The organism is Acinetobacter sp. UBA1496 (genome assembly GCF_002324975.1).
Lineage (GTDB): Bacteria > Pseudomonadota > Gammaproteobacteria > Pseudomonadales > Moraxellaceae > Acinetobacter > Acinetobacter variabilis.
The window spans coordinates 1-18,338 of record NZ_DCRI01000030.1 but is presented as its reverse complement, the minus strand read 5'-3'; the positions used below and the strand labels follow the sequence as shown (position 1 = coordinate 18,338).

The 18,338-nt window shown below is 42.2% G+C and carries 13 protein-coding genes and 1 tRNA gene; 11 read left to right on the top strand and 3 right to left on the bottom strand.

Features of this window, described 5'->3' with window-relative positions; all coding sequences use genetic code 11:
• Positions 1–125: 125 nt before the first annotated feature.
• The 4 genes from B3143_RS03260 to rpmE all read left to right on the top strand — a co-directional run bounded on the left by B3143_RS03260 (position 126) and on the right by rpmE (position 4,250).
• Positions 126–2,297 carry an AmpG family muropeptide MFS transporter gene (locus B3143_RS03260; RefSeq protein ID WP_375725985.1) on the top strand — a complete coding sequence of 724 codons (2,172 nt, stop codon included), beginning with the start codon at positions 126–128 and terminating at the stop codon, positions 2,295–2,297.
• Between the two features lies 1 nt (position 2,298).
• Positions 2,299–2,700, top strand: coding sequence for a lactoylglutathione lyase (gene gloA, locus B3143_RS03255; protein WP_004782618.1), 402 nt, complete (start codon positions 2,299–2,301; stop codon positions 2,698–2,700).
• A 144-nt stretch (positions 2,701–2,844) separates the two neighbouring features.
• Positions 2,845–3,822, top strand: coding sequence for a bile acid:sodium symporter family protein (locus tag B3143_RS03250; protein WP_034170026.1), 978 nt, complete (start codon positions 2,845–2,847; stop codon positions 3,820–3,822).
• A gap of 203 nt (positions 3,823–4,025) precedes the next feature.
• Positions 4,026–4,250 carry a 50S ribosomal protein L31 gene (gene rpmE / locus B3143_RS03245; RefSeq protein ID WP_004782616.1) on the top strand — a complete coding sequence of 75 codons (225 nt, stop codon included), beginning with the start codon at positions 4,026–4,028 and terminating at the stop codon, positions 4,248–4,250.
• A gap of 98 nt (positions 4,251–4,348) precedes the next feature.
• On the opposite strand, the gene B3143_RS03240 is transcribed toward rpmE, so the two are convergent.
• The 3 genes from B3143_RS03240 to epmB are packed head-to-tail and all read right to left on the bottom strand — an operon-like array spanning position 4,349 to position 9,273.
• Entirely contained in the window at positions 4,349–6,514 is a 2,166-nt protein-coding gene (locus tag B3143_RS03240; protein ID WP_034170025.1) for an EAL domain-containing protein, read from the bottom strand.
• A complete protein-coding gene (locus B3143_RS03235) occupies positions 6,496–8,241 on the bottom strand; it encodes a GTPase (protein WP_261634913.1) in 1,746 nt (581 codons plus the stop codon). The genes B3143_RS03240 and B3143_RS03235 overlap by 19 nt, the downstream gene beginning before the upstream one ends.
• A 9-nt stretch (positions 8,242–8,250) precedes the next feature.
• The gene (gene epmB, locus B3143_RS03230; protein ID WP_261634912.1) at positions 8,251–9,273 is read right to left on the bottom strand and encodes an EF-P beta-lysylation protein EpmB; all 1,023 of its coding nucleotides are present in this window, start codon (positions 9,271–9,273) and stop codon (positions 8,251–8,253) included.
• 378 nt (positions 9,274–9,651) lie between these two features.
• Here epmB and efp point away from each other — a divergent pair, with 378 nt between their 5' ends.
• The 7 genes from efp to B3143_RS03195 all read left to right on the top strand — a co-directional run bounded on the left by efp (position 9,652) and on the right by B3143_RS03195 (position 17,187).
• A complete protein-coding gene (efp, locus tag B3143_RS03225) occupies positions 9,652–10,221 on the top strand; it encodes an elongation factor P (protein WP_004782608.1) in 570 nt (189 codons plus the stop codon).
• A 170-nt stretch (positions 10,222–10,391) separates the two neighbouring features.
• A complete protein-coding gene (locus B3143_RS03220; RefSeq protein WP_005235012.1) occupies positions 10,392–12,491 on the top strand; it encodes a carbon starvation CstA family protein in 2,100 nt (699 codons plus the stop codon).
• 10 nt (positions 12,492–12,501) lie between these two features.
• A complete protein-coding gene (locus B3143_RS03215; RefSeq protein ID WP_214001393.1) occupies positions 12,502–12,804 on the top strand; it encodes a YbdD/YjiX family protein in 303 nt (100 codons plus the stop codon).
• A 381-nt stretch (positions 12,805–13,185) separates the two neighbouring features.
• On the top strand, positions 13,186–14,136 hold the full coding sequence (locus B3143_RS03210) for an AAA family ATPase (RefSeq protein WP_175967295.1): 951 nt from the start codon (positions 13,186–13,188) through the stop codon (positions 14,134–14,136).
• 12 nt (positions 14,137–14,148) lie between these two features.
• Positions 14,149–15,054 (top strand): DUF58 domain-containing protein, encoded by a 906-nt coding sequence (locus B3143_RS03205; protein WP_034170023.1) that lies wholly within the window; start codon positions 14,149–14,151, stop codon positions 15,052–15,054.
• An 11-nt stretch (positions 15,055–15,065) separates the two neighbouring features.
• Entirely contained in the window at positions 15,066–17,063 is a 1,998-nt protein-coding gene (locus tag B3143_RS03200; protein ID WP_214001392.1) for a transglutaminaseTgpA domain-containing protein, read from the top strand.
• A gap of 47 nt (positions 17,064–17,110) precedes the next feature.
• Positions 17,111–17,187, top strand: a tRNA-Val gene (locus B3143_RS03195).
• Positions 17,188–18,338 lie beyond the last annotated feature (1,151 nt).

Below are 18,338 nucleotides of genomic sequence, written 5' to 3'. Positions count from 1 at the left end.
TTACTTGAAAAATTCAAGCCAACATGTCAGTTTTGCCACAAAATAAAAAATCGGGTATGCGAGAAATATATAAATTTTGTTGAAAGATACGTTATTAAAGGATTGAATAGCAGCAATTGGTTTTCGTGGAAAATAACAAAGCAATGACAACACAAACGACGGGTTGGAAATCCGCATTTACAGCATTTCTGGATCGACGTGCCCTGATCATGCTGTTTCTCGGATTTTCAGCCGGTGTCCCCATTCTTTTGATCTTTTCCAGTTTGTCTTTATGGCTCGGTGAAGCCGGAATCAGTAAAAGTGCGGTGACTTTTTTTAGCTGGGCTGCACTAGGCTATTCATTTAAGTTTGTCTGGGCGCCATTGATTGATGAATTACCTGTCCCATTTCTGACCAAAGCTTTGGGTCGCCGGCGCGCCTGGCTATTGATTGCTCAGATCCTGATTGTAACTGCGATTTCAATTATGGCTTTTTCAGATCCAGCATTGGGGCAGGCACATTTACAGCAGATGGCATTAGGTGCAGTCCTGCTGGGATTCTCGGCTGCAACGCAGGATATTGTCATTGATGCCTATCGTATTGAGCTGGCCGAAACTCAGATGCAGACCGTACTGGCATCGACCTATAATGCGGGTTACCGGATCGGGATGATTGTGGCTGGCGCTGGAGCTCTGTTTCTGGCGGCATATTTAGGCACGGCCAAAGGCAATTATATCTATGATGCCTGGAAATGGACTTATCTGGCGATGGCAGTGGTTATGCTGGTTGGGATTATTACTACACTGGTCATTCGTGAGCCTCAGGTGGATCGGATACGTAAAGATTACCAGCGCAGTGATTATTTCCGTCTGGTTGGCGTGTTTTTTGTGGCTGTTATAAGCTTTGTGCTGAGTTATGTCTATTCCGGTGACTTGGTATCGAGTATCACTGAACAGTGGGCGATTCAGGATACTTTTGCCTTATTCTGTTTTGAGGCTTTACGCTTTATCGGTTCAGGTGCTGTTGCTTTCGGTGTGGGTACGATTCTGGTCAAAGTGGGTGCTGTGAATAAGCAGATGGCATTCGAAACCTGGGTCAATCCCGTAGCAGATTTCTTTGATCGCTATGGCTTAAAGCTGGCTTTGGTGTTGTTATTGTTGATCGGTTTCTATCGGGTCTCCGATATTATTGCCGGTGTGATTTCCAATGTGTTTTATCAGGATCTAAATTTTAGCAAGGAGCAGATTGCTGAAGCTGTGAAAGTGTATGGGGTAATTTTCTCCTTGCTTGGCGGTTTTTTAGGTGGCTTGCTGGCCCAGAAAATGAACATCATGAAACTGATGTTTGTAGGCGCGATTCTGGCCTGTTCAACCAATCTGATTTTTATTGGCTTAGTGAAGTCTGGTGAAAAGCTGGGGCAGGTCGAAGTTCAGGTAGGTCAGCAAACCTTTCGGGCAGATACAGATGAAGTCGGTTACTGGAAACTGAATGTACCCAATACTGCTTTTAAAGAGGCCGAACAGATTCAGGTTCGTGCACATTATCTGAATCATCCGGCAGATGCAGTACAAGTCAACCTGCCTTATCTGCAACAGAATGATTCGAAAGCAGCACAATTACAGCTTCTGCCTGTTACCACAGATAACCTGATCAGTGCCAATGAACAGGAAAATAGCATCGTGGTTCGCGGTCAGTATCTAGGGCCGGATTTAACTGCAGAGCAAAAAATTGTATTGGAGCTGAATGGCGATAAATTCGAAGCCAAGCTGGATGAAGGACGTGTCTTTAGTGCTGCTATTCCTGCCGAAAAACTGATTGCTGCACCTGTGAAGCAAATCAATGCAAGCTTAATGCAGCAAGAGCATCCGATAGTTGCCCAGCAGCATTCATATGCTGTGGACTTGTCGCAGACCCAAGCCAATCCGATGGATATCGATGTTCAGCCAATTATAATTGGAACTGGTGAGAATGTCGAAATTCAGGGTAAAGTGATTAAACCTTATAGTTCATGGTGGCTGTATTTTGCAATTATTGTCGATAATCTGGCTGCAGGTCTCGCAGGTGCAGCCTTTATTGCTTTCCTGTCCAGTCTGACCAGTGTGTCCTTTACCGCTGTTCAGTATGCTATTTTTAGCTCACTCATGACTTTAACCCCTAAGATTTTAGGTGGATATTCAGGTACTATAGTGACCAATATCGGTTATCCGAATTTCTTCCTGATGACCACTTTAATCGGGATTCCAATCCTGATTCTGGTGGTTTGGGTGGCAAAATTACTCGGTGAACACCAACAACAATCTGTAAATAAGGATGATTAATATGCGCATGCTGCATACCATGTTACGTGTAGGCAATCTGGAACAATCACTCAAGTTCTATACTGAGGTTCTTGGTATGACTTTACTTCGTAAGCGAGATTATGAAGAAGGTCGTTTTACCTTGGCTTTTGTAGGTTATGGCGATGAAGAAAATCACACTGTGCTTGAACTGACCCATAACTGGGATACAGAAAGCTATGACCTGGGCAATGGCTACGGTCATATTGCGATTGCGGTAGATGATGCTTATAAAGCCTGTGAAGAAATCAAGGCACGTGGTGGCAATGTTGTTCGTGAAGCTGGCCCAATGAAAGGCGGTGTCACTGTGATTGCATTTGTGGAAGATCCAGACGGTTATAAAATCGAATTGATCCAGCAAGACAATAACGCACGTAATAACTAAGTGTTATAGAGCGAGATATGTGAAATGTATTCATGTATGGATGAAAATATTCCATCAATCTGAATGCATAATATGGACCCGGCATCTGTTAAGATAGCCGGGTATTTTTTATCGAATAATAAAATTTTGAGGGAAGGAAATCAGATGCTTAAACTGCTGGCATTGGACCGCTTCACGATCTTGCTCTTTGTTATGGTGTTACTGGCCAGTGTATTGCCAGTGTCAGGGCAGGCAGCTGAACTCTTTAGCTGGATCACGACAGCAGCCATTGCCATCCTGTTTTTCCTGCATGGTGCCAAGCTTTCGCGTGAAGCTGTAATTGAAGGCTTGATGCACTGGAAATTACACACTTTGGTCTTTGCCTTGACCTTTGCACTCTTTCCAATTTTAGGCTTGCTGGCAAAGCCAATCCTATTGCCAATGCTGGGGCAAGAATTATATTGGGGATTCCTGTTTATGTGCTTCTTGCCATCAACCGTACAGTCTTCCATCGCCTTTACCTCAGTGGCTCAAGGGAATATTGCCGGTGCAATCTGTAGTGCTTCATTTTCCAATATTATCGGGATGTTCATTACACCGATGCTGGTCGCATTCTTTATCCTTGGGAAATCTCAGCATGGCTTTGATCCGACAGCATCGATTCTACAGATTACGCTGCTGTTATTAGTGCCTTTTATTTTAGGTCAGTTACTACGTCCATGGATTTTCCCAAAAATGCAGAAGATGCCCAAGATCGTTAAAGTATTCGATCAGGGCTCAATTCTGATGGTGGTTTATGGGGCATTTAGCAGTGCGGTGGTGGCTGGGCTTTGGCGTGAAGTCAGCTTAAGTACTTTGCTCTTGCTGCTGCTGGCATGTTCGGTTTTATTGACCATTGTGATGCTGTTGTCGCTATTTATTCCACGCTGGTTGGGCTTTAATCGTGCTGACCAGAAAACGGTGTTCTTCTGTGGTTCCAAAAAAACGCTTGCCAGTGGTGTACCGATGGCACAGATTCTGTTTATTGGTCAGCCACTTGGCATAATTGTTTTACCAATTATGATTTTCCATCAAATCCAGCTCATGGCCTGTGGTGTGATTGCGAATCTCTGGGCCAAACAGGCCGTACATACAGAAGAATAATTCGCTTATTGGATTTGTTTGCCGTATAATACCGCCCAACTTGTTGTGCTTAGCTCTGACGGTATCCGTCTCGGTGGGCCAAAAGAATGGTCTGTTGTGGTGTTGATCTGCCTGAATCCTGATTCTGGCCCTTCCTCAATATTTGAGAGTGATCAATTGCGATGACAGCAAAACCTTCTTTCATCTTAATGGAGTAATCGACGATGCGCGCCGATATTCACCCAAAATACGAAAAACTAGTTGCTACTTGTTCATGTGGTAACGTAATCGAAACTCGTTCAGCTGTTGGTAAAGAAACTCTTTACCTAGACGTATGCTCAGCTTGCCACCCATTCTACACTGGTAAGCAAAAGAACGTTGACACTGGCGGCCGTATCGACAAGTTCAAACAACGTTTTGCTGGTATGTCACGTTCTGTTAAACGTTAATACCCAAAATAAAAAAACGGGCTTTATGCCCGTTTTTTTTGTGCCTGCAATTTAGAAAATCATTTCACGTTTCTAGATTGAAAGGCGAGTACAAGACCTTAGTGGTCTTGTACATCAATCAGATGATCCAGTTTTTTCTGGAAATAATCACCCTGAATAAAGCGTGCATCGACGTTCCAGGCATTCGCAAATAAGGTCATGTCATTCAGTTCACGGATCATGATATTCACTGGTTTGATTTCATTGTACGTGGTGATTTTTTCCTGTAACTGTTCAATTTCAGCATCATTGTTCAGCATCTTGGTCAGTTTGCTATCCAGGCTCAGACCATTGATATCAAACTCACGTAGTAGGGTTTCACTATACATTGAGTGACCAAAGTTACGAATCGCAATTCGCGCGCCATGTTCACGTAAAGTACGTAGATATTTCTGCGCATCCTGCTGGTTCATCAGGATATCTTCTTCTGAGAACTGTAAAGTTAAAGGATGTTCGACTTTACTGCGAATAATGGTAATTAGTTTGGAAATAAACTCAGGAAAAGTACGGTCTTTAAATAGTACCGCACGGTTCAGGTTCACGATTAAACGGGCATCCGGATACTGGGTAATGAAGTTGTGCAATTGCTTGCTTGATTCAACCAGAATCCAGCGATCGAGTTTAATAGATAATTCATCATCTTCATTGAGTTCTATCAAGGAAGAAATGTCCTGCCATTTATTTTCAAAGATAAAGCCACTAGTCACCTCATACATATAGAGGTTGGTATCTTCTTTATCATACAGCTGTTGATATTTCAGATGAATTTCACCACGTTCCAGACATTCACGCAGTGCTTTTAATACTGGCGATGTAGTCAGTGGTACAGCACTGACTGCTGGACTGACCGGTATGGACTCAGGCGCTGGAATAACGGGTTCTGAAACCGTGAAGTCAATGCTTGGCATTGAAATCGATTCCTGAGTCGTTGCAGGAATATCCAGAACAAACTCAGAAGTTTTTTGTGCTTGTGGTAAAGGAGTAGAGAAAGCCCGACCGATTAATTCATTACAATGGCTTTCATCACGCAGTTCACCGTCAAGCAGGGTATAACCGATGCGCAGATTGAGCGGATAAGTTTGCTGATTCACTGTAATGAGCTGTGGTTTGGTCAATGAACCTAGTCCAACCAGTTTGGATTCCAGAATGTCTTGCGCATCTGCCTGAATGATCCCCACCAGAACATCATGTTCCAGTTTGAAGAGCGGAATACGAACCTGCTCTTTCAGGAATTTCTTAATTTCATGGAAGTAACCTATGTAGGTCGCCCAGTCACCATTCAGGACTTGCGGTTCATACGCAGCAAAGGAGAAAGTGATCAATGCATTGGCTTTGGCCGGTTCACGATTGAGTTCACGCTTAAGTGACTGTAAGGTATTTGGCTTGTTTGCAACTTTTTCAGAAGAGGCACTTGCCTGAGTAGTCGCTGTATCAATCGTAATTTGTAGTGCATCTTCTTCAGCACTAGATGCCAGAAATTCCAGTTTTAATGGATTGGCAGCAGCCACATTTGGATTCGACGAAGTAATATCAAAACGGCCTAAATCAAACTGGCCCTGAGAAATCTTTTTAAAGCGGGTTTTAAAATCATTCAAATCTTGCGGCTGTAACAGGTCTAAAAGCGGCAGACCGATAATATCATCCTCGCTTTTAAGGCCAAACAGTTTGAGATAATCGGCATTAGCCTGAATATGGATGCCTTCCTGAATGGTTGCGACCGCACGGTTACTGTCTTCTACCAATGATTGTGCCTGGCTTTGTGCAGTTTCCAGTTCTTCAATTAAATGGCGCTGTGCTTGCATCGTACGGCTAAAGGAAAGGGCACGTACCAGATTAAGGAAGAAGCGGCCTGGGTAATCCAGATTCAGAATGTCAAAAATACCTTTACGGATATACTGGGCATATTGTTCAGCCTGATAATCTTCTGGTTTTAACAAAAGAATAGGAAGGTCAGGTTGCTGCGAAAGTTGAACCAGACTTAAGGCCTGTTCATATTTCAGATCATACGCACGACCAAAAATAATCAGGTCCCAGTTAAAGTTTAACTGTTTTTCAAAAGATTGCAGATCATCAAGCAGAACGGCATCGACCTGATATTCATTGCTGGTTAAGAGATCACGGATTTGGTTATATCTAATTTGATTATCATCAATGATCAGTAAACGTGTTTCAGTACGTTTTAACTTTTTAGACAATAATGGATTTCTCACTTCAATGCTTCCCATAAATCGTGATTTCTAGTTTCATTCAATTGCTTATGTATAAAGTTTTCGATGATATCTTCTTCTTGATCATTTAATAATTCATAGTCAAAACGGATAAAACTTTGTGTAATGAGCTGCGCCTTGGTCAGGTAGATTCTGAGTTCTTTTTGGCCAAGTCGTAAATGAATGGTCTGTTTTTCCCTAAACATTTGTGAGCCAGAGACAATAATACTGGTTGAGACCTGATCAAGCTGGGTCATCTGTACCAGAATGGCTGGCTGATAATTGACACTGTGTTTGTCGGTACGGGCATAGACTGCGCAAGGGAACAGTTCCTGTGCGAGAATTTCCAGACCAATTTCCAGACTTTTATCAGCAGACTGTTTGATCCAGCGAATGACACCACCACGCCACTGGCTTTGAGATTTTTCCTGAACCAGAATAAATTCGCCAGTTTTCAGATTGGCAGGTGTGATACCTGACCATTTAATCCGGTAACCATTAACACTGATATCGAGAACTTCAGCGGTATGAATCTGTTTGGCTTCGCGATCGAGCGCCTTGATACTGCTGAATCCGCTTGGAACGGTATTATGCATTGAGCTGATAAAACTGCTTTCGCTCTGGAAACCATAATTACCTTCCAGTTCCAGCGTTTCATTAAAGTTTTTACCCTTAGACAGATAAAAATGCGCCACCGTTAAGCCAAAGCAGATATTGATCTGTGCAGAATATTCATAACGCTCATGACGGCGTTCGACATTATTCGAAAGCAGGTTATAGATATGAAAATGCAGGGCAGGCGTCAGGAACAGCTTTTCATTACGTGACAGATATTGGGCATTTTTGCTTTGAGTGCCGGTCAGGTGTTCCATCAGGTTTTGTGTCGAAATATAGAAGCTCGGCTGGAAATGCTGACCCTGATGAGAATTTAATAAAGGTGGATGATCTTTGCTGGCATCAACCACATAACGTGATAGCGTGGTTTCTTTCGGTAGAATCTGAACCAGTTTCGCCCAGTCTGCACTACATAAATATAAGCCCTGAATTTCAGCAGGACGAATCTGATGAGTATTAAAAATATCTAGTAAGATCAGTCGTGCATAGGCTTGGGCAATATTCTGGATTTCGTGCTGGGTGCCAAGAACCTGATTAATGTTGGTCTGATAGAAATTATTGTCCATCGCACATTCCAGCAACTGATGTGCTGCCAACCACTGGCCAGCGCCAGGTGTGCTATACAGCATATGCTGTTGATAGAGCAGCAGGCTTAACTGTTGCAGACCATAGTAAATGGAAACCATCCGGGCACTTTGCAGACTTTTCTTTTTGCCCAAGGAAAATAGTGAAAACTTTTGATGATTCAGCTGATGATTACAGCGTTTGGCAATATCTATATAGATCTTGGCAAAATAGCTGCGTAACAGCATGGCCAGCTCAATAATCTGGTCATTGCGATCCGTCGTGATCAAACCCTGATTGACGAAATGTTTCTCAAGACTGGCCAAAACATTTTCAAGGGTAGGGTGCAATACCTGAATCAGGTCAAAACGCAAGGTTTCCGCACATTTCAGTTCGGAAATTTCCAGTAAAGCACTGAACAGAGATTTGGATGAATTCCCCAATTGCAGGATTGAAATTCCTGCGACCCATTCCTGCAATGCTTTGGCATTTGTGGGACAAAAACTTAGCTGTTCTATGGTGAGTTCAGCCGTTGTCTGAAAAATGTCTGCAGTATGCTTACTCATCTTTATTATTTAACTCAAAAATGTTGAAACCCCAAAAAGCGGTGTCTTATTCTTCTCACCCGCTATTTCTCGAACTAGTTTAGGAACCAGATACCCCGGTAGGTTCGCTAAAACTTCTGTATAAATCTCATTGATGTGCTCAGCAGGTAAATCAAAATGATGCGCACCTTTTACTTTATCAAGTACATGTAAATAATAGGGCATCACTCCAGCATCAAACAAGCGATAGCTTAAATCAATCAAAACTTGAGCAGAATCATTAACCCCTTTTAATAAAACTGCCTGATTGAGTACCGTGATCTGATGCTGAACCAGCTGATTAAGCTGCTTACAGGTCAGGTCATCCAGCTCTGATGCATGGTTCGAGTGTACCACTAGAATAATACGTAGCCTACTGTTTTTTAACATGCTTAGTAGCTCTTCGTCGATCCGGTTTGGGATCACAATAGGAACTCGTGAATGTATTCTTAAAAATTTGAGATGTGGTACCGATTCTAGTCGTTCAATCCAGGTTTTTAATTTTCGGTTAGATAAGGTCAGTGGATCACCGCCACTCAGAATTACTTCATTAATATCTGGCTGGCTTTCCAGATATTGTTTGATATTAATCCAGTCCTCATTTTTAGGCAGGTTTTCCTGATAGGGGAAATGGCGTCGGAAACAGTAACGACAGTGAACTGCACAGGCACCGGTTAAGGTCAGTAAAAAACGTGACTTATATTTATGTAGAACACCAGGCTGCTGATTGGCTTGTTCTTCACCTAGGGGGTCGGTGACAAATCCCGGATGATCTTCCAGTTCCAGATGATGCGGTAACACTTGTAATAAAAGTGGATCTAAAGGATTGCCTAGCTGCATTCTGGAAGCAAAAGCTCGTGGTACACGTAATTTAAAGGCTTGAGAGGCCAGAAGAGCACCAGATAACAGCTGATCTGGGGAAAGCTGTAAAATCTGTAGTAGTTCCTGTGGATCGGTGATCAGGTCGCTCAGTTGCGATTGCCAATTTGCTTCTTGATATAAATACTGTGTCATGCCGGAAGATCAAAAAAAGATGAAGACGATAGCCAGAAGTGAGCAGTTTAGCAGTTTGTCTAGAGATGGGAATGTGAAAGCTGGCTAAAATTTCTCTAAACACGATCAGTTTGCTATGGTATGCAAAAGCATAGAGACTTTTATATGCTTGGAAGACTGGTTGTGCACCAGTATTGGAATAGCTGATGCTAAGTTAAGCAGTGTCAGCAAGTTAAAACCGATTTTTTCGTTGCGACTTGGTGTATTGCTCATTTAGAATACGCAACATTAAATGAATGTGCATGTGGCAACTCATGTTCGTGTCAGACTTGCTAAATGACATTGCAACAGCCCATAGCATCAATAGCTTAAAGTTAGTAAGTTTGGAGTGAGCCAATCATGGCCTATTATTCTACGAACGATTTCAAGTCTGGCCTGAAGGTTATGCTTGATGGTAACCCATGTTCAATCATGGAAAACGAATACGTTAAACCAGGTAAAGGCCAGGCGTTCAACCGTGTTAAATTACGTAACCTTCGCAGTGGTAAAGTTTTGGAAAAAACTTTTAAATCTGGTGATTCTCTAGAAGCTGCAGACATCGTAGAAGTAGAAATGGAATACTTGTACAACGATGGCGAAATGTGGAACTTCATGGATCCTGTAACTTTCGAACAGATCGCTGCTGATAAAACAGCAATGGGCGATGCTGCAAAATGGTTAAAAGACGATTCAAATGAAAAATGTACTATCATGTTGTGGAATGGCGTACCTTTAACAGTAAGCCCACCAAACTTTGTAGTATTAAAAATTGTTGAAACTGATCCGGGTGTTCGTGGCGATACTTCTGGCGGTGGCGGTAAACCAGCGAAACTTGAAACAGGTGCAGTAGTACGTGTTCCATTATTCGTTCAGCAAGAAGAAAGCGTTCGCGTAGACACCCGTACTGGTGACTATTTAGAACGTGCATAATGGTCGGAAAATAGACTATTATCAAAGGGGATGACTAAAATCGTCCCTTTTTTTATGCCAAAGTCTTAGAGGAATTCGAAAGGAACAAGCGTAAAGTCGCAAGGGAAAACAGCAGTACCTCGAATAAAAAAATCACGCTGATTTATATGCTTCACAAAATGAGGGATTGAATGGAAACTTTACAACAGAAGTCAACCATGACTTCGAAAATCATCTGGCTCCTGGTAGCCATAGTCGGGGCAGTCTCCTTCGGGATACTTGCACTCAGTCGTGGTGAGCATGTGAATGCAGTCTGGCTGGTACTGGCCGCAGCCTGTGTGTATAGCATCGCTTACCGTTTCTACAGTTTATTTATTGCCAATAAAGTTTTTGAACTGAACGCACGCCGTTTAACGCCTGCCCATCGTCTGGGTGATGGTCTGGATTATGTGCCGACCAATAAAAGTGTGTTATTCGGTCACCATTTTGCCGCGATTGCCGGTGCGGGTCCTTTAGTCGGTCCAATCCTTGCAGCACAGATGGGTTACTTGCCGGGCACGATCTGGCTACTGGTCGGTGTGGTACTGGCAGGTGCGGTACAGGACTTCCTGGTATTGTTTATTTCTACTCGTCGTGACGGCCGTTCACTGGGTGAAATGGCGAAACAGGAACTGGGTACCTTTGCCGGTATTATCGTGATGCTCGGTGCGCTGGGTGTGATGATCATCATCCTAGCAGTATTGGCGCTAGTCGTTGTTAAAGCACTGACCAACAGTCCATGGGGCGTATTCAGTATTGCCGCTACGATTCCGATCGCCATCTTCATGGGTATCTACATGCGATTTATCCGTCCGGGTAAAATTGCAGAAGTTTCGATCATTGGTTTCGTATTGATGATGCTTGGCATTATCTATGGTGAAAACGTTGCACAGCATCCCTACTGGGGACAGTTGTTCACTTTAACTGGTACTGAACTGACTTGGGCTTTGATCATTTATGGTTTTATTGCATCGGTATTGCCCGTCTGGTTATTACTTGCACCGCGTGACTATTTATCTACCTTCCTGAAAATTGGTGTGATTGCCGGTCTGGCGATTGGCATTCTGTTCGCGATGCCGGAAATGAAGTTGCCAGCGATTACCAAATTTGTCGATGGTACAGGCCCAGTATTCGCGGGTTCAATGTTCCCATTCCTGTTTATTACCATTGCCTGCGGTGCGATTTCCGGTTTCCACGCACTGGTTTCTTCAGGAACAACACCGAAACTGGTCAACAACGAACGCGATATCCGGATAATCGGCTATGGCGGTATGCTGATGGAATCCTTTGTAGCGATCATGGCTTTGATCTGTGCCGCGATTCTTGATCCAGGTGTGTACTTTGCGATTAACTCACCAGCAGCACTACTAGGTACAACCGTAGATACTGCGGCTGAAGCAGTACGTAATCTTGGTTTTGTGGTAACACCTGAAGCACTGACATTGCTGGCACAGGAAGTAGGTGAAAATTCGATTCTGTCACGTACGGGTGGTGCACCAACTTTCGCGATTGGTATGGCGCATATCATTACCGAAATCTTTAACAGTCGTGAAATGATGGCCTTCTGGTATCACTTTGCAATTCTGTTTGAAGCTTTATTCATTCTGACCGCAGTAGATGCGGGTACTCGTGCTTGTCGCTTCATGGTTCAGGACACAGTTGGTATCGTGATTCCTGCGGTAAAACAATCTCATAACTTCTTCGGTAATATGCTGGGTACAGCCGTTGCTGTTGCGGGTTGGGGCTTCTTCGTTTATCAAGGTGTCGTTGATCCATTAGGCGGTATTAACAGCTTATGGCCACTGTTCGGTATTGGTAACCAGATTCTGGCTGCAATGGCATTGATTCTGGGTACAGTCATCCTGTTCAAGATGAAGAAAGAGAAATATGTGTGGGTAACCATTGTTCCAACCGTATTCCTGTTTATTACTTCAATGACGGCTGGCTGGCAGAAGATTTTCCATGAAAATCCGAAAATCGGTTTCTTGGCACAGGCAGAGCGTTTCAATACGGCAATTGCGAATAATGAAATTCTGGCACCAGCGAAAACCCTGGCTGAAATGCAGACTGTTGCAATGTCGAACCAGATCAACGCAGCACTTTGTGGCTTCTTTATGATTGTGGCGTTTGTAATGCTATTTGCTGCAATTGGCGTAATCCGTCGAGCCCTGGCGAGCCCGGTACCAACAGTAAATGAAGCAGAAGCAGTATATGGCGATCCTGAAGAAATTCAGCCTGCAAAAGGACATTAAGGAGCAGCGCATGAACTTGAAGTTTGCTAAAGGTGGAAAAGCGGTTATCTATAAAATCATCAAGATGACCGTGATGTCACAAAAAGACCTGATCCTGAACCCGAAAAACTGGTCACGGATTGCGACATTGTGGCAGCGTTTACAGCAGAGTTTCCGCCTGATGGTGGGTGTGCCTGATTATCAGACCTATTTGGCGCATATGAAAAAGCACCATCCTGATCTGGAAGCGATGGACCCTAAAACATTTTATCATCACTGTGTAGATTCTCGTTATCCATCTGCCGGTGGAGAGATGAAGAAGTGTCCATGCTAATGCATGAATAAAATGAGCGCCTTTCGGGGCGCTTTTTTATGGGAAAATTTTAGGATTCAAACAAGATAAAACAAAATCATGATCTATTTTGACATTGGGAATTTAAATTTTTAAAAGTCTCTATCTTTTAGGTATAAGTTCAGATCTCAAAGATTTTTAATAGCTGGTTATTTCTAATAAATATGCCAATCAAAATGCAACTTATCTAAACTTTAATCTTAAAGCTTCAATTAGTTCTTATAGCAAATCTAATCATGTAAAATTCCCAATTTATTCCGTAGAAATAAAGCCGGCAGATGACTGATCTTTGGGGAATTTTAAAAAACAGTGTATGTTAATCCTACAGCATGTTTTATTAGGGAAAATATTGTGATCTGGGGCATGAAACAAAAAGAAAAGCTGGATATTGCGCACGATAATGATGAGCTTGAACAGAAGCTGGCTGATTATGCACCCAAGATTCAAAAATTTTTCGAAGAAATTAATGCGATTGTTCTGGATAAACATGCACAGACCAGATTAGCACTATGCTGTCTGATTGCAGGCGGGCATGTTTTGTTTGAAGATTTACCTGGTTTGGGCAAGACAACATTGGCAAGCAGCCTAGCCCATCTCGCAGGACTGAAATTTCAGCGGATCCAGTTTACCAATGACATGCTGGCTAGTGATGTGATTGGTATCAATATGTTTAACCAGAAAGAACATCAGTTCGAGTTTAAACAGGGACCTATTTTTACCCAGATTTTGCTGGCAGATGAAATTAACCGTTCCAGTCCCAAAACTCAGAGTGCCTTGCTGGAAGCGATGGAAGAAGGCTATACCACTGTGGATGGGATACGTTATGCCTTGCCTAAACCATTTTGGGTAATCGCAACCCAAAACCCGTTATTTCAAAGTGGCACTTATGCCTTGCCTGAATCTCAGCTAGACCGTTTTTTAATGCGCCTGTCTTTGGGTTATCCATCCCGTCATGCTGAAAAACTTTTATTACAGCAAGAATCTCGTTTTGCTTTGATCGCTAGCTTGGCACATGTATTTACTGAAAATGAAGTGCTGGAATTACAGCAGTTGACCCAGCAGATTTTTATCAGTGAAACGGTCCAGGAATATATGCTGGATCTTGCGGAAGAAACTCGCAAGAAACGCCAAGGCTTATCAACACGAGGTTTGCTGGCGCTTAAACGTGCAGCACAGGCCAATGCCATCATTCAGCAACGTAGCTTTGTAACTCCAGACGATGTGCAAGCCGTTTTTGTGGCAGTCGCCGCCCATCGTCTGGGACTGAGCGATGCAGAAACATTAAATGTGATGCAACAGGTTGCAGTCAGTTAAAGGAGTCCGCTCTTGGATAAAACCTGGCAAAACTGGCTGGCGAAACGTTTTCAATTTTCACAGCAAAAACAGCTTTCCCAAAAGGATGTACTGGTCTTTATTTATCAGCAGGGTTATCTATATCTGGTTCTGATTTTTATCACCTTTATTGCTGGCGTGAATTATGCCAATAACCTGATCTTAGGTTTCTGCTTTCTGATCAGTGCAGTGCTATGTGTCAGCTTCTATCTGACCTTTAAACAGTTGCATGATCTGGATATTGAAATGGTTGCTGAAGACGTCGGACAGGTGGGTGATGCACTCAATTTGCATTTTTATTTTCAGCAAGCCACAGCCCGGCCGCGTTATCTGTATATTAAGGCCGGCAATCAGCTGGAGAAAGTTTATCTGACTGAACAAAAGCAGCATTGGGTGCTGCCATTTTATGCAGAACGTCGCGGTAAATTTGAGTATCCGGTGATTCAGATCTATTCAGTCTATCCTTTTGGTCTGGTTCGAGCATGGACCTACCTTTATCATCATCAGTTTGCCTGGGTGGCACCCAAAGCCCAAAATAACACTTCGGAAAACAAGATTTATCAAAATAGCTTTGAACCGGATATGGATGAGTTCCGTGAATTACGAAATTATCAATCTGGAGACTCATTGCAGGCGGTTTCCTGGAAACAGTTTGCACGTGGGCAAGGCTTATATGTCAAAGTCTTTGAACAGTATCAGGATGAACATAGCATTGAGATTCATTATGAACATATGCCTAGCCAGTCGCATGAGGAGAAACTGGGCTTGATGATGGGACTGATTGAGCAATGTGAGCAGCAGCAATGTGCATATGCGTTACATTTACCACAGGTAGAATTGCCGCAGGGAGCAGGTGAAGAACAGTTACGTAAGGCTAAACAATTATTGGCTCAGGCATAACGGGTGAATCTATGATTGATGGAAAAATCCGAATTTCGATCGTCTTGACCCTAGGCTTGATCATCCTTGCCCAAGTAGCTTTCATCCCGGTGCTGCTCAGCATTATCTTTGTCATTAGCCTACTGTGTATCTGGATTTTTCTTAAACGGCAAAAGCCATTTCCTAAAATAGGGACTTTTCTACTCACTGGTTTGGCATTAGGTAGTATTTATCTCAGCCACCAAATTTTTATTGGAGTGGAGGCAGGTGTTGCAGTTCTTTCCACTTTTTTATTTGCCAAATCACTGGAAACGAAAAACCGGCGGGATCTGATTATCCTGTTTAATTTTGCGCTTTTTGTTGCGGCCAGTTCATTTCTATATAGCCAGTCTTTTGGTATGGCTGTTGTGATTATTCTATGCTTGTTGAGCTGTCTAATTGGTTTATACCGGATTCAGACCAGTGAGTTTCAGCAGAGTCAGCAATCACCACGTATAGCCTTGCAGCAAGATGCCAAATATGTTGGCAGCTTTGTGCTTTATGCTCTGCCGTTTTTTATTTTGTTATTCATCTTCTTTCCGCGTTTGCCACCGCTTTGGCATATCCCGATTCCAGAAAATAAAGGCGTGACCGGGATCGGTGACAGTATGTCACCGGGAGATATTGCTGAATTATCTCAATCTAATGCTTTGGCTTTCCGGATTATTGGTGATGTTAGTAAACTGCCGCCACGTTCAGAATTGTATTGGCGGGCATTAGTTTTAGATGAGTATGATGGACAGCGCTGGACCAGTAGCTTTATTAATCAGCAGCCTTTAATCCGTCAGCCTGGAGAAGTTGTTCCAGTATCCCCATCAGGGTGGAATTACCAATATTTGGCTGCTGATCCTTCTGTGTTCTGGGTGATGGGGCTGGAAAAATCGATGCCTTTGGAACGCCGTTATTATAATCGTCAGGATTGGAGTATCGTACCAAGGCGTTTGACCCAAAGGGTAGAACCGATTCATCTGCAATGGCTAGGTAGTCAAAATACTGAAAGTATTTTACCGGAGCAATTTGTTCAGCGACTGAATACCCAGACTCAAGTCCATTTGGATACTCAGGCACAACAGTTGGCACAGCGTTTATATCTACAAAGTGGGGAGGATCCGCGACGTTATATCCGAACAGTCTTGAACTGGTACCAGCAAAATCATTTTGTATATACCCTGAAACCAGGTGTACTCGGCAAAAACCGGATTGATGAATTTCTGTTTAAATCCCGACAGGGTTTTTGTGAACACTATGCTTCCAGTTTTGTGATGCTGATGCGATATGTGGGAATTCCGGCACGTGTGGTCACAGGTTATCAAGGTGGACAATTGGCACCCGATGGGAAAAGTTGGGAGGTTCGTCAGTTGGATGCCCATGCCTGGACAGAAGTCTGGATTGACCAAAGATGGCAGCGTTTTGATCCTACCGCAATGGTAGCCCCGCAACGTATTGATGATGGGATGCAAAATTTAATCTCGCAAGATGAGCGAGTATGGGCAAGTAATTCTGGTTGGACATCACAGCGTAATGTATGGCTGACCAAACTAAGAGTCTGGAGTGATTATGCAAGTTACCAATGGCAAAGTAAGGTCGTGGGCTATAATGCTGAATCTCAACAAGGCTGGTTAGCGAAGTTAGGTCTAAGTTCAGTTTATTCCAGTGTGATCATTCTCATATCCGGTATTGGCATACTCATATTGCTTTATATTATAAAAATCTACCTTAAAGCTCGACAATTACAGTCACCCTTTGATTACTCCATTCAGCAATTTAATCAGACTTTAAAAAAAGATTTAGAAAGACAACCTGCAGAGACTTTTCACCAATGGATGTTAAGGCTATCTCAGCAAGTTCAGGATAAAGATCAGCCTGTATTTTTTGAAGCAATCAGACTATTTGAAAAATCAATTTATTCTGGTAGGGAATTCTCAGACCAAGATCTGAAACAATTCAAAGATTTGCTTAAAACTTGTACGTATATATTGAAAATTAAATGAAAAGGCTTGTCTTAGGATCGAAAAATTTATAATATGCCAAGCATTCTAGGTGTATAGCTCAGTTGGTTAGAGCGCTACGTTGACATCGTAGAGGTCTCCAGTTCGAGTCTGGATATACCTACCAAGATTCAAAACTAATGTTATAAGGGTTTTAAGCGAAAACAGTAGCTTAAAACCCTTTTTTTATGCCTACAGTAAAAAGTACCTTTATCCGCATTATCTTTAAAATTACTGCTTTTTACCGATTATAAGGCTTAAATTACGTCATGAAACTATTTAAGTTAAGCTAAGAAAAAGCAAAAGACAGGGCTTCCAAATATTCATTTTTATGACACGCGACATGAAGCACTCAACCCTTTGTGAATAATTAGAAATTATCGATTGATGTGCTGGCCCTGATCACTGGGCGTATATCAAGGTGCTTGTAAATACTTACTACATCCGGGATCGAAGATTTTGCTAACATGTTAGAGGCAGCATACGAAAAGCCTTATTCAGTTAATGGGGTAGGGTAACTATGTGGGTAGTGAGGCTGAGGATTGGTGTGTGATACGAGATTGTTAATCTTCAGTTATTGTAAAGTGATGAATTATTAGGTCAGTATTATTTGTATCATATATTATAGAAACTAATACATCATATATAGCAGTTAGCTCATCTAGGCTATTGAAAGCGCTCTTTCTATTTATACGCTTATACATATCAAAAGTATTTTTTTGAACTTCTTCAGCATGGTTAATTTTTTCTTTAGTGGGTGTAATTAACTTTCGAATATCACCTTCTATTACTTCGCTATTCTGATCGAGTGATTTGATAGACCCTTACGACAATTCTAATATTTTTTGTAAGTTATTTATTTTTAATACGTTTTATCCAAAGCTATGAGTAACATATTAAGGCATTGTATTTTTAATTCAAATTTTCTTTGTTCATCTGCACGATCTTCCTATTTTTTTTTGCAATTTTTATCTGTTCAATTATTTGTCTATAATCAAAAATTGCAGACTTAGCGCTAATATGCCTATCAGAATCTGAATCTGTCCTGAATTGCTCTTAGCCCCTGTCGAAAAACTAACTAAATAATTCAGCATAAAATAGACTTCTTGCGTTAGTCAAAATTTAAACAGCCCAAAGCTACATTTTATAAGGTTTTAGCCAATTCAAAAATTAGGTAAAACGATACTTTCGCAAGAGGTCTAATAAGTCCTTATTGTAAGTTAATCAGCATTCTACCCAAATTTAATTAGAAGATTCTTATTAGGGTGTGTTGACACT

Excerpts from the sequence above, each read along its gene's own strand:
- gloA (WP_004782618.1), top strand. The coding sequence starts at position 2,299 with ATGCGCATGCTGCATACCATGTTACGTGTAGGCAATCTGGAACAATCA.
- B3143_RS03250 (WP_034170026.1), top strand. The coding sequence starts at position 2,845 with ATGCTTAAACTGCTGGCATTGGACCGCTTCACGATCTTGCTCTTTGTT.
- rpmE (WP_004782616.1), top strand. The coding sequence starts at position 4,026 with ATGCGCGCCGATATTCACCCAAAATACGAAAAACTAGTTGCTACTTGT.
- B3143_RS03240 (WP_034170025.1), bottom strand. The coding sequence starts at position 6,514 with ATGGGAAGCATTGAAGTGAGAAATCCATTATTGTCTAAAAAGTTAAAA.
- B3143_RS03235 (WP_261634913.1), bottom strand. The coding sequence starts at position 8,241 with ATGAGTAAGCATACTGCAGACATTTTTCAGACAACGGCTGAACTCACC.
- epmB (WP_261634912.1), bottom strand. The coding sequence starts at position 9,273 with ATGACACAGTATTTATATCAAGAAGCAAATTGGCAATCGCAACTGAGC.
- efp (WP_004782608.1), top strand. The coding sequence starts at position 9,652 with ATGGCCTATTATTCTACGAACGATTTCAAGTCTGGCCTGAAGGTTATG.
- B3143_RS03220 (WP_005235012.1), top strand. The coding sequence starts at position 10,392 with ATGGAAACTTTACAACAGAAGTCAACCATGACTTCGAAAATCATCTGG.
- B3143_RS03215 (WP_214001393.1), top strand. The coding sequence starts at position 12,502 with ATGAACTTGAAGTTTGCTAAAGGTGGAAAAGCGGTTATCTATAAAATC.
- B3143_RS03210 (WP_175967295.1), top strand. The coding sequence starts at position 13,186 with ATGAAACAAAAAGAAAAGCTGGATATTGCGCACGATAATGATGAGCTT.
- B3143_RS03200 (WP_214001392.1), top strand. The coding sequence starts at position 15,066 with ATGATTGATGGAAAAATCCGAATTTCGATCGTCTTGACCCTAGGCTTG.